Origin of the sequence: Hydrogenophaga taeniospiralis (assembly GCF_020510445.1) — a bacterium.
Classification (GTDB): Bacteria; Pseudomonadota; Gammaproteobacteria; order Burkholderiales; family Burkholderiaceae_C; genus Hydrogenophaga.
Window position 1 is genome coordinate 5148840 of record NZ_JAHBAG010000001.1, and the last position, 22778, is coordinate 5171617.

Here is a 22778-nt window from a genome sequence, read left to right on the forward strand (position 1 = left end):
CCCAGCCAAGCGTCATCCGGCGGTGGCCCGCTCCGACGCGTACCAGCGCTGGTCGCCCAGCATCATTTCCTGGTGCCCGCGTCCCGCCGGAATCATGGGGTAGCAGTTCTCCTGCGGCACCACGCGCACGTCGAGGAAGAACGGGCCGTCGTGGGTCAGGCATTCGGCCAGCGCATCCGCGAGTTCACCGGGCGCGTCCACGCGGCGCGCGCCCCAGCCAAAGGCCCGTGCCAGCGCCACGAAGTCCGGCAACGCGGCGTTCCAGCTGTGGCTGATGCGGTTGCCATGCACCAGCTCCTGCCACTGGCGGACCATGCCCATGTAGCCGTTGTTGCACAGCACCACCTTCACCGGCGTGCCGTGTTGCACGGCGGTCGACAGCTCCTGGATGTTCATGAGGATGGAGGCGTCGCCGCTCACGCAGACCACGGTCCGGTCGGGGTGCGCGATCTGCGCGCCGATGGCCGCGGGCAGGCCGTAGCCCATGGTGCCCGCGCCGCCCGAGGTCAGCCAGCGCCTGGGCTGCTCGAAACGCAGGTGCTGCGCCGCCCACATCTGGTGTTGGCCCACGTCGGTGGCCACGATGGCGTCGCGGGGCGCCAGTTGCCGCTGCAGTTCGTGCATCAGCTGCTGCGGCAGGATGGCGTCGCTGCGCGGCGTGAAGCCCAGGCTGTCGAAGCCGCGCCAGCCGGCGATGCGCTGCCACCAGGCGTCCAGCCGCTGCGCCGGCGGCGGCTCGGCGGGCAGGCTGGCGAGCAGGGCCTGCAGCACGGCGCCGCAGTCGCCATGCAGGGCCACATCCACCGGCACCACCTTGTTGATGTTCTTCGCGTCGATGTCGATATGGATCTTGCGGGCGCGCGGCGCGAAATCGGCGAGCTTGCTGGTCACGCGGTCGTCGAAGCGCGCGCCCACGCAGAGGATCAGGTCGGCGTGGTGCATGGCCTGGTTGGCTTCGAGCGTGCCGTGCATGCCCAGCATGCCGAGAAAGCGCGGGTCCGACGCGGGGAAGGCGCCCAGGCCCATGAGGGTCAGCGTGGTCGGCAGGTGCAGCCGGCGCGCCAGACGGGTGAAGGTCTCGCAGGCCTCGGGCCCCGCGCTGATCAGGCCACCGCCCCCGTACAGCACCGGCTGGCGCGCGGCGCCGATCAGCTCAACCGCGCGCTGCAGGGCCGCCGCGGCCGGCAGCGGGGGCAACACCGTGAGCAGATCGCCACCGTCTTCAGGGGCCGACGCCGTGGCGCACTGGAGCTGGACGTCCTTGGGCACGTCCAACAGCACCGGCCCCGGCTTGCCCGAGGCGGCGATGCACAAGGCCTTGCGCACGGCGGCCACCACCTCGCTGGCGTCGCGCAGCTGGTGGTTCCACTTGGTCACGGGGCGCGACATGCCGATCGCGTCGCATTCCTGGAAAGCCTGCGTGCCGATCACGCCGGTGGCCACCTGGCCGCTGATGCACAACACCGGGATCGCGTCGCTGTGGGCGTCCAGCAAACCGGTGAGGGTGTTGCTGACCCCAGGCCCCGAGGTGACGAGCACCACCCCCACACGGCCGGTGCAACGCGCGTAGCCCTCGGCCGCGTGCACGGCGGCCTGTTCGTGGCGCACCAGCACATGGCGCAGGGCCGGCCGCTGGTACAGCGCGTCGTAGAGCGGCAGCGCGGCGCCGCCGGGGTAACCAAAGACCGTGTCGATGCCACAGGCCAGCAGGGTGTCGAGCAGCAGCTCGGCCCCGTTGCGGGCGGCCAGCGGCCCGGTAGCGGCGATCGGATCTTGCGAAGGCGAAGCCTCTGAAAGCGGCGTTTCCGAAAAGTGTTCGGCGGTGGTGGTGTTCATTGGCATATTTTTCTGCAAACATGCCAGAATGTTTTCGATTTATTGGAGACGTTCTGGTGGCAAAGCCGAAAATCCATCTTCCAAAGCAGCCCATCGACGAAGATTCGCCGGCCAGCTTCGACCGCCACGACATGGCCATCTTGCGCGAGCTGCTGGCCGATTCGCGCAAGACCCTGCAAGAGATCGGTGCGGCGGTGCACCTCTCGCCCACCACCTGCTGGAGCCGGATCAAGCGCCTGGAGGCGGAGGGCGTGATCAAGCGCTACACGGCGGACCTGAACCGCGCCAAGCTGGGCTGGCAGGACACGGTCATCGTGCAGCTCACGCTGGACAGCCACACCGACGAGGCGCTCTACGAGTTCGGCAAAACGCTGGCCACCATTCCCGAGGTGATGGAGGCCTACCTGATCTCGGGCGACTACGACTACTACATCCGCATCGCGGTGAAGAACACCCGCGACTACGAGCGGCTGCTGCGCGAGAAGCTCTACAAGATTCCCGGCATCCGCCACAGCAAATCGAGCTTCGTGCTGCGCGTGCTCAAGGACGAGCGCATGCCGCTGTGAAAGCGGCATGGGTCTTTGCGCGTCAGCGTGTTCGGGATTTGTGCGTAACGCTGTTTCACGGAAAGGCTTCGAGCGCCATGGGCCGGTCACGCATGCCGCAGGCGTCACTGCCCCCAGAAGGCATCCTCTTGCGTCTGGTCGCTGGAGAACAGCCGCACTTCAACGATCTTGCCGCCCTCGATGCGGATGAGGTCCACGCCCGGCTGCTTGAGCTGGATGCCGTCGCGCTCACCGGCAAATTCAATGGTGATGGCCACCCAGTCACCATTGGCCATGTAGTGGTCGGCACGGGTGATGGCGAACGTGCCTTTGGACACTTCCATCATCTTGCCCAGCATCGGGCCCACAGCGGCCATGCCGCGATGTGTGCCGGAAAACCGGTTGTTGCCGGGCTGGTGCCAGATCACGTCGGGCGAAATGGTGCTGCCCAGCGTGGCCTGGTCGCCGGTTTGCACGGCTTTGATGTAGGTCTTGGCGATGTCGATGTTGTTCATGGTGCGCTCCTGTGTTGACGCGGTTGTGGAAGATGGCTGTGCCAGCGCCGGGGTTGGCTGTCCTTCTCGGACGATTTCAATATGGTTATTTTTGGACAAATAAGATCGATTGAAACGGTATATAAGCGACAATGACGGATACTTTCAGGACATTTTCAGAAAACAGCCATCCAAGGCCTCGGAAGCGATTCAGTCCGCATCAGGAAGCACGCAGGTGAACACGGAGATTCAGCGCCTGGGCTATCAACCGCAGGCGCCCTACCAGCTCGACCTCGAAGTCTTTTCTGTGGCCGACCTCAGACACCGGGGCAAGGAACAGGTGCGCGTGACCCACAGGTACGAGTTCCACACCTTGGTGTGCGTCACGCAGGGAAGATGTACCCAGATGGTCGACTTCAAGTCGATCTCTTGTGAGCCGGGGTCGCTGCTGGTGTTGCGGGCAGGACAGGCCCACAACTACGGAGAAGATGAAGACTGGGACGGCTGGAACCTGTTGTTCCGCCCGGAGTTTGTCTTGCCCGTTTCCACGACGTCTCACGACCTCAAGCTCGCGCTCAATCTGGAGAGGTTGCCTGAACACATGGTCCTCAGCAGCCAGGAGCTGCGCAAGGCCACGGACCTGTTTCAGCAGATGCGTGAGGACACACTGATCGACGCGCCGCAGGAAGATGTGCATGCCTTGCTGCGTCATCAGCTCCACACGCTCTTGACGCGGCTGAGCATCCTCCAAGGTCGGCAACAGGTACAAGGGCTTCCGGTCTCCGCGGCCTTGCAACGCTTCAACCGGTTCCAGCAACTGGTGGACGAGCGCTTCGCGCAATGGCACCAGGTGGCCGACTACGCCAGCCACCTCGGCTATACCGAGAAGACGCTGGCGCGCGCCGTGGCGGCGTCCATGGGCACGACGGCCAAGGCCTTCATCGCGGCGCGCATCCATCTGGAAGCCAAGCGCCTGCTGGTGCACACGGACTTGCCTGTCGCCACCATCGCCGAGAAGCTGGGCTTCGACGAGGCGACCAACTTCAGCAAGTTCTTCCGGCGCGAGGGGGACTGCACCCCGGCAGAATTTCGAAGGCAGCAAAGAATGTCTCTTTGACGCCCTGAGCGGTGTAACGATTCGGCGACCTGCGGCGACTGAACCCCACCAAGGCTTGTACACGCCCGTCTGGCGCTGCACGAGACCCTGGCATGTCCATCACATCAGGAGCTTTCCATGTCCACGTTCTCTTCCCGCCTGTCCATGAGCCTGGCCGCCGCCGTTGTCACCACCGCCGCCCTCGGGGGCTGCGCCATGGCCTGCCGCGCCTGCGGTGGCGCCAAATGCGGCCCGGCCAAATCCATGTCCAAATGCGGCGCCGCCGCCAAGTGCGGTGCCTGCAAGGCCAAGTGCGGCGCCTGCAAAGCGCAATAAGCCCCGGGTCTTGCGCCCGATCCCCCGGGGCCCGTCGGCGGTCCCGGGGATTCCTTCACCGAGGCCCCATGTCCGCATCCCCTGTTTTGCGCCGCCACTGGCGCTCGACCTCGCTGGCCGAACTCAACACCGCCCTCCGCCACGGCCTGTCCAGCGTGGACGCGTTCGAGCGGGCGACCACCGCGTCGGGCTCGCTGCTGCAGAGCTGGGTGCGGGGCGCCCAGGTGGTGGCGTACGAACACTACCCGCCGGCGGACGTGATCGATCTGCGCAGCGGCGCCCAGTTCTATTACCACGCCCACCGCAACCACGGCGACGAGCACGGCCACCTGCATGTGTTCTGGCATGCCACCGCGTCGGGCCGCCGCCGTCGGCCCACGCTGGACCGCACGGTGTGGAAACGCACCGCCCCCACCCACCTGCTGGCCATCGCGCTCGACGCCCAGGGCCTGCCCGTGAACCTCTTCACCACCAACCAATGGGTCACCGACGGTCATTGGTTCGACGCGGCGCGCACGCTGGCCTGCCTGGACCGCTGCAGCCCCGGCCCGGTGACCGGGCATGAACACGCATGCGCCTGGCTGACCCATTTCCTGGCCTTCTACCGGCCATTGATCGCCGACCTGCTGGTGCGGCGCGACGCCCGCCTGCACGCCCATGGCCCGTTGGCCGACGCGCTGAACAACCGGCGGCTGGACGTGCTCAGCCACCGCCGCATCGACTGGGCCGCCGATCTGGATGCGCTGCAGGCCGAAGCGAGCCGGCGCGGGCTGCCCGCCCCTCGATGAGCCGGCACCCGGCCGGACAAGGCGCTCAGGGCTCGCCGTCCCCTTGGGGCCGGGCCGGCGCATCGGCTGCGCCGTCCACCACATCATCCACCCGCTCGGCGTAGGCCCGCATGGCCCGGCGCAGGAAGGGCACCTGCAGGCTGAAGTTCTTGCAGCCGTCGCACATCATCAGGTGCAGGTTGAGCGACAGCCGCTCCGCGACCGACAGCTTGCGCTCCTGGGATTCGGACACCAGGCGGGTCACCTCACGACAGTTCAGCATGTTGCCCTCCTTGCGCAAACCAGCGGTTCTCCAGGCACTCGCGCAGCCGCAGCCTCGAGCGGTGGAGCATCACATTCAGATTGGTCGAGGTGATGCCCACCTCGGTGCAGATCTCGCGCGCGTCCAGCCCGATGTACTCGCGCATCATGAACACGCGCGCCTGCTGCCCGGGCAGCCCCTCCAGGCACAGCTCGAACACCTTCCAGAACTGCTTGTCGTGCAGCGACTCCGTGGGGTTGCCCCAGGTGGCCGGCCGCTCATCGGACTCCCACATGCCACGGGCATCGAACAGCTCGTTCAGGTCCGCTTCTTCGTCGGCGTCGCCCACCACCTGCTGCGACGACACGTGGCGCTGCTTGTGGCGCAGGATGTCGGTGATCTTGTTCTTGAGGATGGCGAACACCCAGGTCTTCAGGCTGGCCTTGCCGGCGAACGTGGCCGTGTTCTTGAAGGCGCCGAGCAGGGCTTCCTGCACGGCGTCTTCGGCCAGCTGGGCGTCGCCCAGCTGCAGCGCCGCGAACTTGAGCATCTTGCCCCGTAGGGCGCTGAGTTCAGCCGGATCGACCCCCGGCGGCAGGCCCGTCGCGCTCACGGTGCGGCCCGGTTCGTCAACGGGTTGCGGGCCGCGCTGTCGCTGGACACCACGAACGACACGCGCAGCGCGCCGATCACGATCGGTCGGGAAAACACCGTGCTGAAAAAACCCTGCATGGACCACTCCGATGAAACGATGCGATGCGCGGCACCACGCTCCCGTGGCACCGCAGGGGCGGATTCTCGCGCATGCGTCCGCGCGCCTGGCGTCGGCGTCCAGGCGCGCCCCGCGAAGCAGCAGCCAACCCATGGGGACCTCCGGTGTGAAACGGTGTGTGATGAGCTGCTTGGTCGTTCGGCCACGGCCCATCGTTACAGCCCTCCCTTGCGGTCATCGACGAAGGCCTACGCCGGCCTGGGCCTCACCGGCCGCCAGACGGAATTTTCAGGTCCGCTGTAAGAACCGCCGCATGGCCGCGACTACACCTTGCAAGCCCATCTTGTTGGCGAGCAACCCACCCCCCAACCGTTTCAGGAGATCACCATGAACCACACCCTCACCCGCCGCCACGCCGCCCGCATCGCTTCGGGCACCGCCCTCGCCATGGCCATGGGCGCCGCCCTGACGCTGGCCGCCAGCCCGGCCGCCGCCCAGAGCGCCGACAAGGAAAAATGTTTTGGCGTGGCCCTCAAAGGCAAGAACGACTGCGCCGCCGGCCCCGGCACCACCTGCGCCGGCACCTCCAAGGTGGACCACCAGGGCAACGCCTGGTCGCTGGTGCCCAAGGGCAGCTGCGAGAAGACCGCATCGCCCACGTCGCCCACCGGATTTGGCCAGCTCAAGGCCTTCCAGGAAAAGGCCTGACCCAGGCCACGCGGCCGCCGCACACCGGAGAACCCCCATGAGCCTTCACCCCGCTTCTGCCTCCGGTCCCGTCGCGCCGGCCGCGCTCAGCCAGCCCCGCGCACCCGTTCCCGGGCCGCTGCCGCAGCGCGCCGGGCTGGGCCTCAAACCTGAACACTTTGCCCACATCCACGCGCACCGGCCCGACGTGGGTTTCTTTGAAGTGCATGCGGAAAACTACCTGGTGGCCGGTGGCCCCATGCACCACCACCTCACCCGCATCCGCGAAAGCTACCCGCTGAGCATCCACGGCGTGGGCCTGTCCATTGGCGGCGAGGACCCGCTCGACGCCGAACACCTGGACGCGATGGCCCGGCTGGTGAAACGCTACCAGCCCGCGCTGTTTTCCGAACACCTGGCCTGGTCAAGCCATGGCGGCGTGTTCTTCAACGACCTGCTGCCCCTACCCTACAACCTGCCCACGCTGCGGCGCGTGTGCGACCACATCGACCAGGTGCAGACCCGGCTGGGCCGCCCCATGCTGCTGGAGAACCCGTCCACCTATGTGGCGTTCGCCAGCTCCACCTGGAGCGAAGGCGACTTCCTGCGCGAGGTGATCCAGCGCACCGGCTGCGGCCTGCTGCTGGACGTGAACAACGTCTACGTCTCCAGCATCAACCACGGCCGCGATCCCCAGCGCAGCCTGTGCGAACTGCCCTGCCACGCCACCGGCGAAATCCACCTCGCGGGTTTTGCCGAGGACGTCGATGGCGCGGGCGACCGCCTGCTGATCGACGCCCACGGCTCGCCGGTGGCCGAGGCGGTCTGGGCGCTGTACGACACCGCGCTGGCCCTCGCCGGCGCGCAGCCCACGCTGATCGAGCGCGACAACGACCTGCCCGGCTTCGAGGTGCTGCTCCACGAGGCCCGGCTGGCGGAACAGCACCTTGCGGGTGCAGCTCTGGCGACGCCCCCAGCGCGGCCCTGCCCACGCACGCGCACCCGCTACGCCCCGTCGCTGGAGGCCTCCCCATGAGCACGCAACACAGCTGGGCCCAGGCCCTGCTCGACCCGGCGCAGGCCGCCCCCAGCGGCCTCGTCACCTGGAACCACAGCGACCCACAGCGCCGCCTGGCCGTGCACCGCAACAACGTGATGGTGTCGCTGGTGGACGCGCTGGCCCACACCTTCCCGGTCACGCAAGAGCTGGTGGGCGAAACCTTCTTCCGCGCCATGGCCCAGGTCTTCGTGCGCGCCCACCCGCCCCGCACCCGGGTGCTCAGCCACTACGGCGCCGAGCTGCCCGGGTTCATCGCCCGCTTCGCTCCCGCGGCCAGCCTGCCCTACCTGGCCGACGTGGCGCAACTCGAAATGCTGCGCCTGCAGGCCCTGCACGCCGCCGACGCCCGCGCCATGGACGCCCAGGCCATCGCGGCGGTCATGCACGACGCGCGGGCGCTGCCCACGCTGCGCTGGCGGCTGGCCCCCAGCCTGCACCTCCTGCGCTCCGCGCACGCGGCCGTCTCGCTTTGGGCGGCCCACCAGGAGGGCAGCGGCCTCGCGCTGGAAGACATCGACCCCGCGCAGGCCGAGTCGGCCCTGGTGTTTCGCAGCGGCCTGGACGTGATGGTCTGGCAGACCCCGCCCGGCATGGCCGAGCTGGTGGTGGGCCTGCTGCTGGACGACCCCTTTGGCCAGGCCCTGGAGCGGGCCCTGGCCGCTGAGCCCGACTTCGACCTCACCCAGGCCCTGGCCACCCTGATCCGCCACGAACTGTTGATCGGGGTGGAGCACGCCCACTGAGCCACTGGCCACCTTTCAACCACAACACCCAGGAGACCGCCATGAACACCCTCACCACCCCCTCCCCCGCCAACGCCGCCACCGGCGGCACCATGGCGCGCCTGAGCGCGCTGCTGCAGAGCGTGCACCGCCTGATGGGCCATCTGCCCAACACCCTGCTGGCCTTCATCGCGCGCTTCTCCATCGCCGCGGTGTTCTGGAAATCGGGTCAGACCAAGATCGAAGGCCTGGCCATCGACATCGTCGGCGGCCAGTTCACGCTGGACATGCCCCGGCTGTCGGACAACGCGGTGTTCCTGTTCAAGGAGGAATACAAGCTGCCCCTGCTGTCGCCCGAACTGGGCGCGACCCTGGCCGCCCTGGGCGAGCACATCCTGCCCATTTTCATCCTGCTCGGCCTGGCCACGCGCCTGTCGGCCCTGGGCCTGCTGGGCATGACGCTGGTGATCCAGCTCTTCGTCTACCCCGACGCCTACCCCACCCACGGCACCTGGGCCGCCGTGCTGCTCTACCTGATGGCGCACGGCCCGGGCAAGCTGTCCATCGACACCTGGATCGCGCGCCGCTGCGCGGCCTGACACCGCCCCATTGACGACGTAGGACAACTGTCCTATATTCGTGATCCATAGGACAACCGTCCTAAATAGGATCCAAGAACCTGTGCAGTTCCGTGACGGCCGACCATGGACCACGAGCGGCCGCGGTTCTCGGTGAGTGCCAAATTTCCTCAGGAACGCCTCTTCATGGGTGACAAGCAGACACGTGACCACATCGTTGAAGCCGCCGACCGGCTGTTCTACGAAAACGGCTACGGGCACACCTCGTTCGCCCACATCGCCGACTCGGTGCAGATCTCGCGCGGCAACTTCTACTACCACTTCAAGAGCAAGGACGAGATCCTGGACGCGGTGATCGCGCTGCGTCTGGCCAACACCCAGCGGATGCTGGACCGCTGGGAGCAGGACGCCGCCTCCCCCCTGGAACGCCTGCGTCGGTTCATCGACATGCTGATCGTCAACCAGGCGCCGATCCTGCGGTACGGCTGCCCGGTCGGCACGCTGTGCACCGAGCTCGCCAAGCTCAACCACGCCGGAAAGGAACAGGCCAATGCGCTGTTCACGCTGTTTCGCACCTGGTTGAAGCGGCAGTTCGTGGCGCTGGGGCGCAAGTCCGACGCCGATGCGCTGGCGATGCACCTGCTGGGCCGCAGCCAGGGCATCGCCACCCTCGCGAATGCCCTGGGCGACAAGCGCTTCCTGCACCGCGAAGTCCGGCAGTTGCACGCGTGGCTGGAGCAAGACATGGCGTCCCCGGGTTGACCCCTCGGGCAAGCGCGAGATCAACCATTCAACAGGAGTCGAATCCCATGTTTGTCGTATTGCTCAGGTTCTCGAACAACCGATCACAGGCCAGTCGTTTCCTGGAGGGGCACAAGCGCTGGCTCGACCGCGGCTTCGATGACGGCGTCTTCCTGCTGGCGGGAAGCATCCAGCCCCATCAGGGAGGGGGCCTGCTCGCACGCCACACGACGAGACAGGAGCTTCTGGACCGGGTGAACGAAGACCCGTTTGTTGCCGAAGATGTCGTGACAGCCGAGATCGTTGAAATCGCCCCGTCGAGAATGGATCAACAGCTGCAGTCCCTGCTCAGTTGAACCTCCGTCCAATGACAGCATCAGACAAGGCCATCGAAACATGAGTGCAGCACGGAGGGTCGTCCAATGAGCACAACCATCATCGGCCCCGACGGGGCAGCACGGTGCCGCTGGTGCGCGGCGGCGCCCGAGTTCCTCGCGTACCACGACCACGAGTGGGGCTTCCCGGTCGACGACGACCGGCGCCTCTTCGAGAAGATCAGCCTGGAGGCTTTCCAGTCGGGGCTGAGCTGGCGCACCATCCTCGCCAAACGCGACCACTTCCGGGCCGCCTTCGACGGCTTCGACTTCCACCGGGTCGCGCGCTACACCCAGAGCGACGTCGAGCGGCTGCTGCAGGACAAGGGCATCGTGCGCCACCGAGGCAAGATCGAGGCGGTGATCCACAACGCCGCACACGCGGTGGAGCTCGTCCAGCAAGAAGGCTCGCTGGCCGCGTTCATCTGGCGCTACGAGCCCGAGGCGGCGCAACTGGCGACGCCCCAGACGGTCTCGACCTCGGCGCAGTCGGAGCGGCTGTCGCGCGACCTGAAAAAGCTCGGCTGGAAATTCGTGGGACCCACCACCGTGTACGCCTTCATGCAGGCCATGGGGCTGATCAACGACCACGCCGAACCATGCGCGATCCGCCCGAAGGCCGAGCGCGCACGCCAGGCCTTCAAGCGGCCGGGCATCCGCCCAGTTTGAGCCACACGCGCCGGTTCTCGACCTTCACCGGGTAGGTCCGGATGTTCTCGGTCAGCGGCGCGCACAGGGCCTGGCCGGTGCAGACGTCGAACTTGCCCTGGTGCAGCGGGCATTCGATTTCGCGCCCTTCCAGAAAGCCGTCGCTCATGCGCGCCGCGCCGTGGGTGCACAGGTTGGAGGTGGCGTACACCTGCCCGTCCACCTCGTAGAGCGCGACCTCCTGGCCGGCCACCACAATGCCCATCACATCGCCCTCGGGCACGTCTTCGAACGCCACCGCGTCGGTCCAGTTGTCTTCTGCCATGGGCTTGCCTCAGATCGGGTAGATGATGGAATTGGCGATCATTTCGCTGTCGTACACGCACAGGCGCGACAGCAGCTTCAGGCCCTCGGGCCGGCGCACGATCACGTCGCGGTAGAAACCGGCGCTCAGCACGATGGACTCGGCGTCGATCTTGGTGCGGATGACGGCGTAGTTGGCCTCGGACTCGATGCGTTCGCCGTCGGCCGTCTGCTCGATCCGGATCACGCGCGGCGTGCCCACGATGTGGCGCTGGTAGTACGGGTCGTGGTACATGGTTTCCTTCACGCCGTACACCCGGTCGCGGATCATGGCCTGGCTCTCCAGCGCCAGCAGGCACAGGGGCAGGCCTTGCTCGTGGTTCTCGCGGGGCTGCAGCCGGTAGCTGCCCTCCTCGACGAAGAATTCGGGCCACTGCTCCCAGTCGGCCGAGTCGCACACCATGGCGTAGTCGCTGTAGAGATTGAGCAGTTCGAAGTAGGTCTTGAAGTCGATCATGTTCATTCCCCCATCACCTTGCGCCAGTAGCCGTACATGCCGCGAATCAGGGTCTCGGTCACCATGTGATCGGTGTCACCGATGTCGTGCCCGCCCATTTCGAGCACGGTGCGGTGCGCGGGCTTCTGCTCGAAGCCCTCTTGCGACCACTCGATCACCTCGCCGTCGTCGGCCGAGACGAAGCCGGCCGGGCCGAACAGATTGGCCTGGATCAGGCGGCGCTGCTCCATCTCGGGCGTGTCGTCCTCGAAGCCGAAGTGGGTCCAGACGAAGTCGAACGAGCCATGCCCGTTGGGCTGGATGTGGCGCGTGGACACGCTGTTGACCTGCTGCTGGATGATCACGCTGGGGAAGATGGTGGTCATCACCGCGGTCGGGCCGGCCCACCAGGGCTCGGGCACGATGTCGAGCAGGCGCGGGTCGTTGAGCTTCATGGACTCCTTGAAGCTGTCCACACCGGCCACCACCTCCTCGTTCCTGCCGCCCTGCCCCCGCGTGGAGATCATGGCGGCGTGGCGGAAGTGCGCGTCCATCTTGAGCTCGGACTTGTTGTCGGCGCGCCAGAGGCCGAAGGTGGAAAACCAGGTGTGCAGCAGACCGGGGTGGTAGGGGTCCTTGATGTTCTCCTGCATCAGCTTCCAGTTGCCCGGAATGCGCTGGCGCCGGTAGCCCAGCACCTTGAGCGCGCGGCCATCGAAGACGCGGTCGAAGTAGCGCAGGATGGTCGGGCCGAGGAAGGCCTCCAGCGGCTCCACGTCGTGGTCGAACGACGCGAAGACCACGCCGCCGCGGATGGCCACCTTGAGCTTGGTCAGCCCGTGGTCTTCGAGCTTGAAGTCCTTGGGCATGCCGCCGTTGACCTTGCCGTCCTGCTTGACGCCGCGGCGGAACGGCACGCCCTGCAGGTCGCCCTTGAGGCTGTAATTCCACTGGTGGTAGGGGCAGAAGAAGTCTTTCGCCGCCTTGCCGCTGCGCTCGCGGCAGAAGCGCATGCCGCGGTGGGCGCACACGTTCTCCACCACGTTGATGCCGCCGTCGGGGTCGCGCACCATGATGACCGAGCGCTCGCCGATCACCGAGCGCCTGAAGTCACCCGGGTTGGGGATCTCGGCCTCCAGGCCCACGTAGCACCAGTGGCCGGCATAGAAGAAGCGGTCCAGCTCGCGCCGGTAGAGGTCGTCGCGGGTATAGGCCCAGAACGGGACGCGGCTGGTGCCTTCGCCCGGCCATGCCGGGTCCTGGGGAAACACGGTGGGGGTTTCGCTCATCGTGGGGTCTCCTGTGGTTGGGTTCTGCGTGGGGCTGGGCGGCGCGGATCAGACGCCGCCGGGGTAGAAAGCGTCGGCGTGCACATGCTCGGGGGCCATGCCCATCTGGCGCACCAGCAGGCCGAGCGCCTCCACCATCGCGGGCGCGCCGCACAGGTAGGCGCGCCAGCCGGCGAGCGAGGCGATGTCCTGCGCGATGGCGTCGGTCACCAGGCCGCGGCGCTGGCCGGCCTCCACCGGACCGGTGGCCACCACGATGTGGACGCGCAGGTTGGGGTGGCGCTGCGCCATCGCGCTCAGGCGGTCGGCGTCGTACAGGTCGTGCTGGCTGCGCACCCCGAAGTACAGGTGGATCGGGTTCTCCATGCCCCCTTCGAGCGCACCGCGCACGATCGAGAGCACGGGCGCCAGCCCGGTGCCGCCGCCCACGCACAGCATGGGCCCCGTGTGTCTGCGGCGCAGGTAGGCCGTGCCCAGCGGGCCGCTGAGGCGGATGGTCGAACCGGGCTTGAGCTCGTCGAACACGTACGCCGAGACCTGGCCCCCAGGCACGCGGCGGATCTGGAACTCCATGTCGGTGTCGTCGGGCAGGCCCGCCATGGAATAGGGCCGGATGTGTTCGGGCGTGAACTGCAGCGTGGCGTACTGCCCCGGGCTGAAGGCCAGCGGCTTGGCCAGCCGCACCCGCAGGCGCTGGACGTCGTGCGTGGCGTCTTCGATGGCGGTGACCGTGCCTTTGATGATGCGCGCCGGGTGCACCACGACCTCGTCCACCTCGGGCACTTCGATGGTGCAGTTGTCGGTCAGCACCGCCTGGCAGGCCAGCACGTAGCGGCCCGCGCCGATCTGCGGGCGGCCGGCTTCGGGGCCGGCGTCCATCAGGTCACCGTCCACCACGCGGCAGCGGCAGGTGCCGCAGCGCCCCGACATGCAGCTGTAGGAGATGGGAACCTCGTTGGCCCGCAGCACGTCCAGCAGGTTCTTTCCACTGTCCACGTTCAGGCGCAGCTTGAGCGGTTCTACGACGAGTTCCATGGCGGTTTGTGTCTCGATGTCTCCGATGTGGGGCGATTCTGGAGCGCCGAGTCTTATCAGTCGATAAAGCAAACCGCATAGATAGAATCACCATCATGAATATGACGGCCACCCCATGGACCTGCGCGACATCGACCTGAACCTGCTGGTGGTGTTCAACCAGCTGCTGCTCGACCGCAGCGTGTCCACGGCCGCCGACAAGCTCGGGCTCTCGCAGCCGGCGGTGAGCAACGCGCTCAAGCGCCTGCGCGCGGTGCTGAAGGACGAACTGTTCCTGCGCACCTCGCGCGGCATGGAGCCCACACCCTATGCCCTGCACCTGGCCGAGCCGGTGGTGTACGCGCTCAACGCGCTGCAGACCGCCCTGTCGCGGCGCGATTCGTTCGACCCGCTGACCAGCCAGCGCACCTTCAACCTGGCCATGACCGACATCGGCGAGATGTACTTCATGCCGCCGCTGATGGACGCCCTGTCGCGCCTGGCGCCGCAGGTGCGGGTCCATACCCACCGGCCGAACGCCGACCAGCTGCGGGAAGACATGGCCTCGGGGTCGGTGGACCTCGCACTGGGCCTGATGCCCCATCTGCAGGCCGGTTTTTTCCAGCGCCGGCTGTTCCGGCAACGCTATGTGTGCATGTTCCGCCAGGGCCACCCCACGGCCCGCTCGCCCATGAGCCTGGCGCAGTTCTGCAAGCTGGAGCACGTGGGCGTGGTGGCGCCGAACACCGGCCACGGCGAGGTGGACGGCCTGCTGGCGCGCGCCGGCATCGAGCGGCGCATGCGCCTGGTGGTGCCGCACTTCATCGCCGTGGGCCACATCCTGCAGAGCACCGACCTGATCGCGACGCTGCCTGAGCGCTTCGCGCAGCGCTGCCAGGAGCCGTTCAAGCTGGTGATCTCCCCACACCCGGTGAAACTGCCCGAGATCGCCATCAACCTGTTCTGGCACGCCAAGTACAACCGCGACCCGGACAGCGTGTGGCTGCGCCAGCTGATCGTCGAACTGTTCGCCGACCCCTGACGCCGGCGCGGGGCCCTGCGTTGGCCGCCCATCTACAATTCGCGCCCCCAAGCCACGCCCCGAACCCCGACCCCATGAACATCACCGTCAACCCGGACCTCAAAGCCTATATCGACCCCCTGACCCCGGAGGAACACGAGGCGCTGGAGCGCAGCCTGCTGGCCGAGGGCTGCCGCGATGCGCTGGTGCTCTGGGGCGACGTGCTGGTGGACGGGCACAACCGCTACGGCATCTGCCAGAAACACGGCCTGCCCTTCCAGACGGTGCAGAACCCGCGCTTCCAGTCCATGGAGGATGTGCACCTGTGGATGATCGACCAGCACCTGGGCCGGCGCAGCGTGTCGGACTTCCAGCGCGGCGTGCTGGCGCTGCGCAAGCGCGAGATCATCGCCGAGCGGCGCTCGCGGGCGCTGGCCGCGCCGGCGGCGGACGCGCTGCCGGATCAACCCGAGCCGGCCACGCCGTCGGGCAGCCCGGCCGCCACCGCGCCCGCGCTGGAGCCCAAGCCGCTGCACAGCCGCGAAGACATCGCCAAGGCGGCGCGGCTCAGCAGCAGCCAGGTGGTGATGATCGAAAAGATCCAGAAGCAGGCCGAGCCCGAGCTGGTCGCGGCCCTGAAGTCCGGCACCATCTCGCTCAACGCGGCGGCGGCTGTGGCGAGCCTGCCGGCCGAAGAACAGAAGGCCGCCGCGCTGGCCGGCAAGGACGAACTCAAGCTGGCGGCCAAGCGGGTGCGCGAATCGCGGCGCAAGCCGCAGGACGCGGACGCCGACACCCCACTGCAAGAGGCACAGCCCACCGACGAACTGACGGCCTTGCGCCAACAGGTGGCGCAGCTGCAGGCCGAGAACACCGCCCTGCGCCAGCAGGTGCAGGCCCTGCGCGGCCAGCTGGAAGAAGCGTCGGCGTAGGCCCCGCGCCTACGGCGCCAGCCCGTGTTTCAGGCGCCAGACCAGCACCGCGCCCGCCACCGTGGCGGCAAACAGGCCCATGGCCACGGCGTTGAACAAAGCGCCGCTGGCGCGCAGGCCCAGGTCCGCGAGCCCCGGCCCGAGGCGCACCAGCAGCGACAGGTGCAGGGCCGCCAGCGGCAGGTAGAACAGCCCGCCGAACTGCAGCTTGACCCGCGCGATGGCCGGCAGGATCACCGGCGCGTGCCCCATCATCATGCTGACGATGAAGCCCAGTCCCAGGGCGTGCAGCGCGGCGTCGCGCAGCGGCAGGCCCAGCGCGGCCCCAGCCCAGGCGAGGCCCGCGATGGCGAGCCAGGCATAACCGCCCAACAGGCACACGGCCATGTAGCGCGTCAGGCCGTCGGCGTGGATGGTGCGGCGGGCGATGTCGAACACCCCCAGCCAGACGGCCAGCAGGAACAGCGCCACGCCGTAGAGCACGCCCCCGGCCATGGGCGCGAACATCGACCAGCCGGCGCCCCCGACCACGGCGGCCAGCACCAGGAGCAGCGAGAACCGGGCGCCGGGGCGCGCCCGCATCAGCCGGGTCATTTCCAGCCGCTCGGCGGCGATCGTCATCACCAGAAAACCGAACCACCAGGGCAGGCTGGCCACGTCACCCGGCCGGAACAGGAACACCAGGCCGCCCGCGAGCCAGGCCAGCGCGGCGGCCAGCAGCAGCACCGTGTGGGCCGCGCGCTGGCGGCGGACGATCACCAGGTTGACGGCCACGAAGACGGCCGCGGCCACCACGATCAGGACCGCGGCCACACCACCGAACCCGAGCAGCAGGCACAGCCCGCCCAGGCCCGAGGCCAGCGGCGCCAGCCAGGCCCCCGCGGCCTTGACGGCCACGGCCCGCTCGATGCCGATGACCGTGCCCAGGAAGCCGCAGATCATCAGGGCCGCGTGCGACAGCGCGGCGCGCCCCAGCCATGCGTGGGACTGCAACAGCTCGGGCAGCTGCACGCCGGCCCGCAACAGCCCCCCGGCGATGCCGCCCAGCAGGGCCATGGCCACGAGGGCCAGCAGCAGCGGCGCCAGCCGGCCACGGCGCGGTCGCGGGCGGGCGATGCGTGAGGCGCGTTCGGCCATCAACGGTCCATGAAGCGCCGGGCGCGCTCGCTCAGGCGCTCCTCGCTCCAGGGCGGCTCCCAGACCAGCTCCACCTGGATCAGCATCTCGGGCGGCAGGTCCCGGTCCAGCTCGTTTTCGATCTCTTCGATGATCAGGTCGGTCACCGGGCAGGCGGCCGAGGTCATGGTCACCCGGGCATGCACCTTGTTGTCGGCCACGCTCACCCGGTAGATCAGGCCCAGATCCACCACGTTGATGGACACCTCCGGGTCCACGACCCGTCGCAGCGCCTTGGCGATCGGTTCGAGCAGGGCGTCCGGGCCGTCGTAGGGAAAGGGGGTGGGTGTCATGGAAGGCTCCTGCGCGCCGGGCGGCACGCCCGGTATTCAACCAACGACGCAGAAGTCGAGCACCACTTCGCCCGGTTCCCGACGCAGGTATTCCAGGGACACGGCGTCCCCGAAGGTCTGGCGGATCTGCGCCAGCAGGGGGATGGGATCGTGGTCGTTGACGAAGCGCATGGTTTCCCCCGGCTGCAGGCTTTTCAGCGCGCCGAAGATGGCGGCGTGGCGAAAGCGCTTGGCCACCCCGCGGGCGTCGAAGAGGTGAACGTTCTGGAGAGTCTGGGTGTTGCTCATGGGAACCTCGTGAAGAAGAAAGGGACGGAGTGGGACGGAAAGCACCGGTTGGCATCCCGCCGCCAGGCGCTGCGGTGATCGGCATGGGTGCCAGACAAAGCCGATCACACGCTTAAAGATGCATTTTTTATGAATCTATTTTAGACGCCACCAGAAAAAGGTTCATTTGATATGCATCAAATTCAGACCAACGGCATGTCCCGGATGTCCGCCCACCGCAGGACCACGCAGGCCCCCTGCCCGGCGCAGGCCGAGAGCGACGGCGTGACCGTTGGTCGGGTGCCTTTCGCTCAACATTCAAATAATCAATAGAATGTTTCCCATGAACCAACGCAAACTCAAAGACCTGCTGTACGAGCAGGTGGCCCGCATCGGCAAGGCCCTGGGCAGCCCCAAGCGGCTGGAGCTGCTGGAGATGCTGGCGCAGGGCGAAAAGTCGGTGGACGTGCTCGCGGCCGAGCTGTCGATCGACATCAAGCTCGCCAGCGCCCACCTGAAGGCGCTGCGCGATGCGCGCCTGGTCACCAGCCGGCGCGAGGGCAAGTTCATCCACTACCGCCTGAGCGGGCCGGACGTGGCGGGCCTGGGCGTGAAACTGCGCGAGGTGGCCGAAGAACACCTGCTGGAGCTGCGCATGGCGCTGAACCAGATGGTGGCGCAACCGGACCAGCTCGCCTCGGTGGACCGCCAGGCGCTGATGGCGCAGGCGCAGCGCGGCGAGGTGGTGGTGATCGACGTGCGGCCGCAGGACGAGTTCGATGCGGCCCACCTGCCGTATGCGCGCTCCATGCCGCTGGCCGAGATCGAAAAGCGGCTGGCCGCGCTGCCGCGCGACAAGGAGATCGTCGCCTACTGCCGCGGGCCGTTCTGCCTGCTGTCGGACGAAGCCGTGGCGCTGCTGCTCTCGCGCGGCTACCGCGCGCGCAAGGTGTCCGACGGCGTGAGCGAGTGGCAGGCCGCGGGTCTGCCACTGGTGCTGCCATCGGCCGGGTGACCCCTTTCTTCAGGAACCCTCCATGCGTTCGGTGCTTTTCATCCTCAACGACGCGCCCTATGGCAACGAGCGCGCCTACAACGGCCTGCGACTGGCCGGTGCCCTGACCGCCAAGGAAGGCGTGCAGGTGCGGGTGTTCCTCATGGCCGATGCCGTGGGCTGCGCCAAGGCGGGCCAGAAGGTGCCCGAGGGCTACTACAACCTGCAGCTCATGCTGGGCAAGGTCTTGCGCAAGGGCGAGGTGGCGCTGTGCGGCACCTGCATGGACGCGCGGGGCCTGGGCGCGGCGGAGCTGATGGAGGGCGCGCAGCGCTCCACCCTCGCGCAGCTCGCCGACTGGACCACCGAGGCCGACCAGGTCCTGGTCTTCTGAATCCCACGAAAGCCCACCATGTTTGCAGGTCGCCGCAACGTGCTTCTGCTGGCCAGCAGCCAGGCCCTGATGCTCTCGGCCATCGTGCTGTCGATGAGCCTGGCCGCCATCCTGGGCGCCCTGCTGGCGCCCGACAAAAGCCTCGCCACGCTGCCGGTGGCGGCGATGGTGGTCGGCACGGCCATCGCGTCGTTGCCCGCGGCCCTGCTGATGCGCCGCTGGGGCCGCCGCTCGGGTTTCCTGATCGGCGCCAGCCTGGGGGTGGCGGGCAGCGCATTGGCCGGGCTGGGCCTGTGGCAGGGCTCGTTTGGGCTGTTCACCCTGGGGCACCTGCTGCTGGGCAGTTACCAGGGTTTTGCCAACTACTACCGCTTCGCCTCCGCGGAGGCGGTGGACGCGGCGCACACCACCCGCGCGATTTCCTGGGTGGTGGCCGGCGGGGTGGTGGCCGCGTTTGTAGGACCGCAACTGGGGCAGTGGGGGCGCGACTGGTTCATCGCCGGGCCGTTCGTGGGCTCGTACCTGGCGCAGGCCGTGCTCAGCGTGGTGGCGCTGGGCCTGCTGACGCAGGTGCGGCTCAAACCGGTGGCGACGGCCGCCACGGGCACGGCCCGTTCCGTGCGGGAGCTCCTGTCCCAGCCTTTGCTGCTCACGTCGATCCTGGGCGCGGCGGTGGGCTACTCCGTGATGATCATGGTGATGACGGCCACGCCGCTGGCCATGCTGGGCTGCGGCCTGCCGGGGCAGAGCGTCACGCCGGTGATCCAGTGGCACGTGGTGGGCATGTTCGCGCCATCGTTCTTCACCGGCCACTTCGTCAAGCGCTTTGGCGCGCCACGCATCATGCAGACCGGCTTCGTGCTGCTGCTGGTGCATGTGGCCGTGGCGCTCTCGGGGCTGGAGTTCCTGCATTTCGTCTCGGCGCTGGTCCTGCTCGGCGTGGGCTGGAATTTCGCCTTCGTGGGCGGCACCGCCCTGCTCACGCAGACCTACCGACCGGCCGAACAGCTCAAGGTGCAGGCGATCAACGAGTTCCTGGTGTTCGGGCTCGTGGCCACCGCCAGCCTGTCCGCGGGCTGGCTGTACGACCGCGCCGGCTGGGCCGCGCTGAACCTGGCCGTGGTGCCGTTTCTGCTGCTGGCCTTGCTGGCGTCCGTCGGCACCGAGCTGAAAACCGCCCGGCTGCGGGAGGCACTGTGAGCTTTGAGCAGTTCGTCATCGGCAACGAGCCCCTCATCCGGGTGGGCTTCTTCGTCGGCGTGTTCGCCCTGGTGGCCCTGTGGGAGCTGGCGTCGCCACGCCGGGTGCTCCAGTTGCCGCGCGCGCAACGCTGGGCCAGCAACCTCGGCATCGTGCTGCTCAACACCGTGATCGTGCGCCTGCTGTTCCCCACGGCGGCGGTGGGCATGGCGGCCCTGGGCGTCGAGAGGGGCTGGGGGCTGCTGAACCATTTCGCCGTGCCGTTCTGGCTCGCGGTGCCGCTGGCCGTGGTGGCGATGGATTTCGTGATCTGGATGCAGCACGTGATGGTGCACGCCGTGCCCGCGCTGTGGCGGCTGCACCGCGTGCACCACGCCGACCTGGACTACGACCTCACCACCGGAGCGCGCTTTCACCCGCTGGAGATCGTGCTCTCCATGGGCATCAAGTTCGCCACCATCGCGCTGCTGGGTGCGCCGGTGCTGGCGGTGGTGGTCTTTGAGGTGCTGCTGAGCGCCTGCGCGCTGTTCAACCACGGCAACATCCGCCTGCCCGACGGCGTGGACCGCGCCTTGCGCTGGTTCCTCGTCACGCCCGACATGCACCGCGTGCACCACTCGGTGGAAGACGACGAGAGCAATTCCAACTTCGGTTTCAACCTGACCTGGTGGGACCGCCTGTTCGGCACCTACCGCGAGCAACCGCGCGGGGGCCAGCTCGGCATGGTCATCGGCATCCACGGCCACGCCGACCCGCACGAAGTGGCGCGCCTGCCGGGCATGCTGATGCTGCCTTTCAAGAGTCGGGGCACCGACGGTGCGATCAAGCGCCGCCCCTTCACCGAACACGACGCCGGAGCGAACCACTGAGCGTTTTTCCTGCGCGGGTGAGGGGAAACACCGGTCCGTACCACCCCGCCACTCTGAGAAAATATCAGTTAATGCTGATAAACCACTTGATTCAAAACACTTCCACTGGAAACCCCATGAAACCACAACACCTGGCGCTCGCCGCCCTCACCGCCGCCAGCCTGTGGCTGGCCCCCGCCGCCCACGCCGACAACCAGGCCATCGCCGTGGACGAGATGGCGGCGTATCTCGAATTCGTGGACTACGGCGGCGGCGTGATCTTTGCCGAGCAGATCCCCAAGGACGAATGGCCGAAGATGGTCGTCATCGACGCGCGCGACGCCGGCCAGTTCGCCAAAGGCCACATCCCCGGCGCCATCAACATGGACTGGCGCCAGGTGCTGGCCCAGCGCAACACCATCCCCAAAGACAAACCCGTGCTGATCTACTGCAACAGCGGTTCGCTCTCGGCCCAGGCCGGTTTCGCCCTGCGCGTGGCGGGCTGGGACAACCTGCGCATCCTGCAGGGCGGCATGGAAGAATGGAAGGCCAAGGGCGGCTTCGACGCCGCGGCCCGGGCCACCGCGCCGGCCAGACACTGACACCCCGGGCCACGCGCCTCAGGAGGCTCACATGACGACATCCACCCGCTCGCATCTGCGCCGGCTTGCGCGGCCATGGCTCGGGGGCCTGCTCGGCCTGTGTGCCGCCTGCGCCAGCACCTGGGCGCTGGCGCAGGCCGTACCCGAGATGGCGCTGAAGCAGGTCGGCGCCCACACCTACTACGTGGAAGGCCTCGCGGCACTGGGCTCGCCGGCCAACCAGAACTTCATCAGCAACGCCGGCTTCGTGGTGGCGCGCGACGGCGTGGTGGTGATCGACACGCTGGGCTCGCCCGCGCTGGCCCGGCGGCTCGTGGAGAAGATCGCCGCGGTCACACCCAAGCCCGTCACGCATGTGATCCTGACGCACTACCACGCCGACCACATCTACGGCCTGCAGGTGTTCAAGCAGCTGGGCGCCCAGATCATCGCCCATCAAAACGGGCGGGAGTACCTGCATTCCGAAACCGCCGAGCAGCGGCTGGTGGCCTCGCGCACCGACCTGGCACCCTGGGTGGACGGGAGCGTCCAGCTGGTGCCGGCCGACCGCTGGCTGGACGGATCGACCACGCTCGAACTGGCCGGCACCCGCTTCGTGGTGGAACAGGTGGGCCCTTCGCACACGCCCGAAGACCTGGCCATCTACGTGCCCAGCGAGCGCGTGCTGTTCGCGGGCGACCTCATCTTCAGCGGTCGACTGCCTTTCGTGGGCAAGGCCAACAGCGACCAGTGGATCACCGCACTGAACCGCCTGCTGGGCTTTGATGCCCAGGTCGTGGTGCCCGGGCACGGTGGCGCGTCCACCGACCCGCGCAAGGACATCGGCTTCATCCGCGACTACCTGGGCCACCTGCGCAGGACCATGGGCCAGGCCAGCAGCGACATGCAGCCCTTCGACGAGGCCTACGCCCAGACCGACTGGAGCGCCTACGAGCACATGCCGATGTTCCCGTTCGCCAACCGCATGAACGCCTACAACACCTACTTGCTGATGGAGCAAGAAGGCATGCGGGGCAAGTAGCCCGCGCACCGCGGTGTCGGTGGCGAAAGAGAAGCCACCGGCATGACCGGCCAGCGCTTCATCCGACACC

31 protein-coding genes are annotated in these 22778 nt (G+C 67.8%); 19 read left to right on the forward strand and 12 right to left on the reverse strand.

What is annotated here, in order from left to right; genetic code table 11:
* Positions 1-12: 12 nt before the first annotated feature.
* The gene (gene ilvB / locus KIH07_RS24665) at positions 13-1836 is read right to left on the reverse strand and encodes a biosynthetic-type acetolactate synthase large subunit (protein WP_226494483.1); all 1824 of its coding nucleotides are present in this window, start codon (positions 1834-1836) and stop codon (positions 13-15) included.
* 131 nt (positions 1837-1967) lie between these two features.
* Between ilvB and KIH07_RS24670 the strand changes: the two genes are divergently transcribed.
* The gene (locus tag KIH07_RS24670; RefSeq protein ID WP_068171858.1) at positions 1968-2402 is read left to right on the forward strand and encodes an Lrp/AsnC family transcriptional regulator; all 435 of its coding nucleotides are present in this window, start codon (positions 1968-1970) and stop codon (positions 2400-2402) included.
* Positions 2403-2506: 104 nt separating this feature from the next.
* Here the strand turns inward: KIH07_RS24670 and KIH07_RS24675 are convergent, their stop codons facing one another.
* Positions 2507-2896: a nuclear transport factor 2 family protein gene (locus tag KIH07_RS24675; RefSeq protein ID WP_226494484.1), complete on the reverse strand. Its 390-nt coding sequence runs from the start codon at positions 2894-2896 to the stop codon at positions 2507-2509.
* 214 nt (positions 2897-3110) lie between these two features.
* Here KIH07_RS24675 and KIH07_RS24680 point away from each other — a divergent pair, with 214 nt between their 5' ends.
* The 3 genes from KIH07_RS24680 (at position 3111) to KIH07_RS24690 (ending at position 5095) form a co-directional block, all read left to right on the forward strand.
* Positions 3111-3992, forward strand: coding sequence for a helix-turn-helix domain-containing protein (locus KIH07_RS24680; RefSeq protein ID WP_226494485.1), 882 nt, complete (start codon positions 3111-3113; stop codon positions 3990-3992).
* A gap of 117 nt (positions 3993-4109) precedes the next feature.
* Complete coding sequence (locus tag KIH07_RS24685) at positions 4110-4307, forward strand: hypothetical protein (RefSeq protein WP_226494486.1); 198 nt, start codon at positions 4110-4112, stop codon at positions 4305-4307.
* A gap of 68 nt (positions 4308-4375) precedes the next feature.
* Complete coding sequence (locus KIH07_RS24690; RefSeq protein ID WP_226494487.1) at positions 4376-5095, forward strand: DUF6969 family protein; 720 nt, start codon at positions 4376-4378, stop codon at positions 5093-5095.
* A 25-nt stretch (positions 5096-5120) separates the two neighbouring features.
* Here the strand turns inward: KIH07_RS24690 and KIH07_RS24695 are convergent, their stop codons facing one another.
* Genes KIH07_RS24695 through KIH07_RS25435 form a run of 3 tightly spaced genes read right to left on the reverse strand, consistent with a single transcriptional unit; the run spans position 5121 to position 6068 of the window.
* The gene (locus KIH07_RS24695; protein ID WP_226494488.1) at positions 5121-5357 is read right to left on the reverse strand and encodes a zf-HC2 domain-containing protein; all 237 of its coding nucleotides are present in this window, start codon (positions 5355-5357) and stop codon (positions 5121-5123) included.
* A complete protein-coding gene (locus tag KIH07_RS24700) occupies positions 5341-5949 on the reverse strand; it encodes an RNA polymerase factor sigma-70 (RefSeq protein WP_226494489.1) in 609 nt (202 codons plus the stop codon). The genes KIH07_RS24695 and KIH07_RS24700 overlap by 17 nt, the downstream gene beginning before the upstream one ends.
* Entirely contained in the window at positions 5946-6068 is a 123-nt protein-coding gene (locus KIH07_RS25435) for a hypothetical protein (protein WP_264181876.1), read from the reverse strand. Before KIH07_RS25435 ends, KIH07_RS24700 begins: the two co-directional genes overlap by 4 nt.
* Positions 6069-6495: 427 nt before the next feature.
* Between KIH07_RS25435 and KIH07_RS24705 the strand changes: the two genes are divergently transcribed.
* The 7 genes from KIH07_RS24705 to KIH07_RS24735 all read left to right on the forward strand — a co-directional run bounded on the left by KIH07_RS24705 (position 6496) and on the right by KIH07_RS24735 (position 10879).
* Complete coding sequence (locus tag KIH07_RS24705; protein WP_413465816.1) at positions 6496-6756, forward strand: DUF2282 domain-containing protein; 261 nt, start codon at positions 6496-6498, stop codon at positions 6754-6756.
* Between the two features lie 37 nt (positions 6757-6793).
* Positions 6794-7771, forward strand: a complete 978-nt coding sequence (locus KIH07_RS24710; protein WP_226494490.1) for a DUF692 domain-containing protein — start codon at positions 6794-6796, stop codon at positions 7769-7771.
* Positions 7768-8538, forward strand: a complete 771-nt coding sequence (locus KIH07_RS24715; RefSeq protein ID WP_226494491.1) for a DUF2063 domain-containing protein — start codon at positions 7768-7770, stop codon at positions 8536-8538. The genes KIH07_RS24710 and KIH07_RS24715 overlap by 4 nt, the downstream gene beginning before the upstream one ends.
* 134 nt (positions 8539-8672) lie before the next feature.
* Positions 8673-9116, forward strand: coding sequence for a DoxX family protein (locus KIH07_RS24720; RefSeq protein ID WP_226494818.1), 444 nt, complete (start codon positions 8673-8675; stop codon positions 9114-9116).
* 165 nt (positions 9117-9281) lie between these two features.
* Positions 9282-9857, forward strand: a complete 576-nt coding sequence (locus KIH07_RS24725) for a TetR/AcrR family transcriptional regulator (protein ID WP_226494492.1) — start codon at positions 9282-9284, stop codon at positions 9855-9857.
* Positions 9858-9904: 47 nt separating this feature from the next.
* Positions 9905-10192 carry a YciI family protein gene (locus KIH07_RS24730; protein ID WP_226494493.1) on the forward strand — a complete coding sequence of 96 codons (288 nt, stop codon included), beginning with the start codon at positions 9905-9907 and terminating at the stop codon, positions 10190-10192.
* 66 nt (positions 10193-10258) lie between these two features.
* Positions 10259-10879 (forward strand): DNA-3-methyladenine glycosylase I, encoded by a 621-nt coding sequence (locus KIH07_RS24735; protein WP_226494494.1) that lies wholly within the window; start codon positions 10259-10261, stop codon positions 10877-10879.
* Here KIH07_RS24735 and KIH07_RS24740 read toward each other — a convergent pair.
* Genes KIH07_RS24740 through KIH07_RS24755 form a run of 4 tightly spaced genes read right to left on the reverse strand, consistent with a single transcriptional unit; the run spans position 10851 to position 13981 of the window.
* Positions 10851-11183, reverse strand: coding sequence for a non-heme iron oxygenase ferredoxin subunit (locus tag KIH07_RS24740; RefSeq protein ID WP_226494495.1), 333 nt, complete (start codon positions 11181-11183; stop codon positions 10851-10853). The genes KIH07_RS24735 and KIH07_RS24740 overlap by 29 nt on opposite strands.
* Before the next feature lie 9 nt (positions 11184-11192).
* Positions 11193-11684 carry an aromatic-ring-hydroxylating dioxygenase subunit beta gene (locus KIH07_RS24745; RefSeq protein ID WP_319004844.1) on the reverse strand — a complete coding sequence of 164 codons (492 nt, stop codon included), beginning with the start codon at positions 11682-11684 and terminating at the stop codon, positions 11193-11195.
* A complete protein-coding gene (locus KIH07_RS24750; protein WP_226494496.1) occupies positions 11681-12946 on the reverse strand; it encodes an aromatic ring-hydroxylating dioxygenase subunit alpha in 1266 nt (421 codons plus the stop codon). The genes KIH07_RS24745 and KIH07_RS24750 overlap by 4 nt, the downstream gene beginning before the upstream one ends.
* A gap of 48 nt (positions 12947-12994) precedes the next feature.
* A complete protein-coding gene (locus KIH07_RS24755) occupies positions 12995-13981 on the reverse strand; it encodes a 2Fe-2S iron-sulfur cluster-binding protein (RefSeq protein ID WP_226494497.1) in 987 nt (328 codons plus the stop codon).
* A 115-nt stretch (positions 13982-14096) separates the two neighbouring features.
* Between KIH07_RS24755 and KIH07_RS24760 the strand changes: the two genes are divergently transcribed.
* On the forward strand, positions 14097-15002 hold the full coding sequence (locus KIH07_RS24760; protein WP_226494498.1) for a LysR family transcriptional regulator: 906 nt from the start codon (positions 14097-14099) through the stop codon (positions 15000-15002).
* Positions 15003-15076: 74 nt separating this feature from the next.
* Entirely contained in the window at positions 15077-15913 is an 837-nt protein-coding gene (locus KIH07_RS24765) for a plasmid replication/partition related protein (protein ID WP_226494499.1), read from the forward strand.
* A 9-nt stretch (positions 15914-15922) separates the two neighbouring features.
* Here KIH07_RS24765 and KIH07_RS24770 read toward each other — a convergent pair whose 3' ends face one another.
* From KIH07_RS24770 to KIH07_RS24780, 3 genes are read right to left on the reverse strand one after another with little or no spacing between them, the layout of a single operon-like run.
* Positions 15923-17050, reverse strand: coding sequence for a hypothetical protein (locus KIH07_RS24770; RefSeq protein WP_226494500.1), 1128 nt, complete (start codon positions 17048-17050; stop codon positions 15923-15925).
* On the reverse strand, positions 17050-17382 hold the full coding sequence (locus KIH07_RS24775) for a metal-sulfur cluster assembly factor (protein WP_226494501.1): 333 nt from the start codon (positions 17380-17382) through the stop codon (positions 17050-17052). The genes KIH07_RS24770 and KIH07_RS24775 overlap by 1 nt, the downstream gene beginning before the upstream one ends.
* A gap of 36 nt (positions 17383-17418) precedes the next feature.
* Positions 17419-17670, reverse strand: a complete 252-nt coding sequence (locus KIH07_RS24780) for a DUF2249 domain-containing protein (RefSeq protein WP_226494502.1) — start codon at positions 17668-17670, stop codon at positions 17419-17421.
* Between the two features lie 322 nt (positions 17671-17992).
* Between KIH07_RS24780 and KIH07_RS24785 the strand changes: the two genes are divergently transcribed.
* The 6 genes from KIH07_RS24785 to KIH07_RS24810 all read left to right on the forward strand — a co-directional run bounded on the left by KIH07_RS24785 (position 17993) and on the right by KIH07_RS24810 (position 22708).
* Positions 17993-18664, forward strand: coding sequence for an ArsR/SmtB family transcription factor (locus KIH07_RS24785; protein WP_226494503.1), 672 nt, complete (start codon positions 17993-17995; stop codon positions 18662-18664).
* 22 nt (positions 18665-18686) lie between these two features.
* The gene (locus tag KIH07_RS24790) at positions 18687-19037 is read left to right on the forward strand and encodes a DsrE/DsrF/TusD sulfur relay family protein (protein WP_226494504.1); all 351 of its coding nucleotides are present in this window, start codon (positions 18687-18689) and stop codon (positions 19035-19037) included.
* 18 nt (positions 19038-19055) lie between these two features.
* Positions 19056-20237, forward strand: coding sequence for an MFS transporter (locus KIH07_RS24795; protein ID WP_226494505.1), 1182 nt, complete (start codon positions 19056-19058; stop codon positions 20235-20237).
* A complete protein-coding gene (locus tag KIH07_RS24800) occupies positions 20234-21106 on the forward strand; it encodes a sterol desaturase family protein (protein WP_226494506.1) in 873 nt (290 codons plus the stop codon). The genes KIH07_RS24795 and KIH07_RS24800 overlap by 4 nt, the downstream gene beginning before the upstream one ends.
* A gap of 116 nt (positions 21107-21222) precedes the next feature.
* Positions 21223-21687: a rhodanese-like domain-containing protein gene (locus tag KIH07_RS24805; RefSeq protein ID WP_226494507.1), complete on the forward strand. Its 465-nt coding sequence runs from the start codon at positions 21223-21225 to the stop codon at positions 21685-21687.
* Between the two features lie 31 nt (positions 21688-21718).
* Positions 21719-22708 carry an MBL fold metallo-hydrolase gene (locus KIH07_RS24810; protein ID WP_319004845.1) on the forward strand — a complete coding sequence of 330 codons (990 nt, stop codon included), beginning with the start codon at positions 21719-21721 and terminating at the stop codon, positions 22706-22708.
* Positions 22709-22778: the final 70 nt, after the last annotated feature.

Bases quoted from the DNA above. Each gene is read 5' to 3' on its own strand.
- ilvB (WP_226494483.1), bottom strand. From the start codon at position 1,836: ATGAACACCACCACCGCCGAACACTTTTCGGAAACGCCGCTTTCAGAG.
- KIH07_RS24670 (WP_068171858.1), top strand. From the start codon at position 1,968: ATGGCCATCTTGCGCGAGCTGCTGGCCGATTCGCGCAAGACCCTGCAA.
- KIH07_RS24675 (WP_226494484.1), bottom strand. From the start codon at position 2,896: ATGAACAACATCGACATCGCCAAGACCTACATCAAAGCCGTGCAAACC.
- KIH07_RS24685 (WP_226494486.1), top strand. From the start codon at position 4,110: ATGTCCACGTTCTCTTCCCGCCTGTCCATGAGCCTGGCCGCCGCCGTT.
- KIH07_RS24690 (WP_226494487.1), top strand. From the start codon at position 4,376: ATGTCCGCATCCCCTGTTTTGCGCCGCCACTGGCGCTCGACCTCGCTG.
- KIH07_RS24695 (WP_226494488.1), bottom strand. From the start codon at position 5,357: ATGCTGAACTGTCGTGAGGTGACCCGCCTGGTGTCCGAATCCCAGGAG.
- KIH07_RS25435 (WP_264181876.1), bottom strand. From the start codon at position 6,068: ATGCAGGGTTTTTTCAGCACGGTGTTTTCCCGACCGATCGTGATCGGC.
- KIH07_RS24705 (WP_413465816.1), top strand. From the start codon at position 6,496: ATGGCCATGGGCGCCGCCCTGACGCTGGCCGCCAGCCCGGCCGCCGCC.
- KIH07_RS24710 (WP_226494490.1), top strand. From the start codon at position 6,794: ATGAGCCTTCACCCCGCTTCTGCCTCCGGTCCCGTCGCGCCGGCCGCG.
- KIH07_RS24715 (WP_226494491.1), top strand. From the start codon at position 7,768: ATGAGCACGCAACACAGCTGGGCCCAGGCCCTGCTCGACCCGGCGCAG.
- KIH07_RS24720 (WP_226494818.1), top strand. From the start codon at position 8,673: ATGGGCCATCTGCCCAACACCCTGCTGGCCTTCATCGCGCGCTTCTCC.
- KIH07_RS24725 (WP_226494492.1), top strand. From the start codon at position 9,282: ATGGGTGACAAGCAGACACGTGACCACATCGTTGAAGCCGCCGACCGG.
- KIH07_RS24730 (WP_226494493.1), top strand. From the start codon at position 9,905: ATGTTTGTCGTATTGCTCAGGTTCTCGAACAACCGATCACAGGCCAGT.
- KIH07_RS24735 (WP_226494494.1), top strand. From the start codon at position 10,259: ATGAGCACAACCATCATCGGCCCCGACGGGGCAGCACGGTGCCGCTGG.
- KIH07_RS24740 (WP_226494495.1), bottom strand. From the start codon at position 11,183: ATGGCAGAAGACAACTGGACCGACGCGGTGGCGTTCGAAGACGTGCCC.
- KIH07_RS24745 (WP_319004844.1), bottom strand. From the start codon at position 11,684: ATGAACATGATCGACTTCAAGACCTACTTCGAACTGCTCAATCTCTAC.
- KIH07_RS24750 (WP_226494496.1), bottom strand. From the start codon at position 12,946: ATGAGCGAAACCCCCACCGTGTTTCCCCAGGACCCGGCATGGCCGGGC.
- KIH07_RS24755 (WP_226494497.1), bottom strand. From the start codon at position 13,981: ATGGAACTCGTCGTAGAACCGCTCAAGCTGCGCCTGAACGTGGACAGT.
- KIH07_RS24760 (WP_226494498.1), top strand. From the start codon at position 14,097: ATGGACCTGCGCGACATCGACCTGAACCTGCTGGTGGTGTTCAACCAG.
- KIH07_RS24765 (WP_226494499.1), top strand. From the start codon at position 15,077: ATGAACATCACCGTCAACCCGGACCTCAAAGCCTATATCGACCCCCTG.
- KIH07_RS24770 (WP_226494500.1), bottom strand. From the start codon at position 17,050: ATGGCCGAACGCGCCTCACGCATCGCCCGCCCGCGACCGCGCCGTGGC.
- KIH07_RS24775 (WP_226494501.1), bottom strand. From the start codon at position 17,382: ATGACACCCACCCCCTTTCCCTACGACGGCCCGGACGCCCTGCTCGAA.
- KIH07_RS24780 (WP_226494502.1), bottom strand. From the start codon at position 17,670: ATGAGCAACACCCAGACTCTCCAGAACGTTCACCTCTTCGACGCCCGC.
- KIH07_RS24785 (WP_226494503.1), top strand. From the start codon at position 17,993: ATGAACCAACGCAAACTCAAAGACCTGCTGTACGAGCAGGTGGCCCGC.
- KIH07_RS24790 (WP_226494504.1), top strand. From the start codon at position 18,687: ATGCGTTCGGTGCTTTTCATCCTCAACGACGCGCCCTATGGCAACGAG.
- KIH07_RS24795 (WP_226494505.1), top strand. From the start codon at position 19,056: ATGTTTGCAGGTCGCCGCAACGTGCTTCTGCTGGCCAGCAGCCAGGCC.
- KIH07_RS24805 (WP_226494507.1), top strand. From the start codon at position 21,223: ATGAAACCACAACACCTGGCGCTCGCCGCCCTCACCGCCGCCAGCCTG.
- KIH07_RS24810 (WP_319004845.1), top strand. From the start codon at position 21,719: ATGACGACATCCACCCGCTCGCATCTGCGCCGGCTTGCGCGGCCATGG.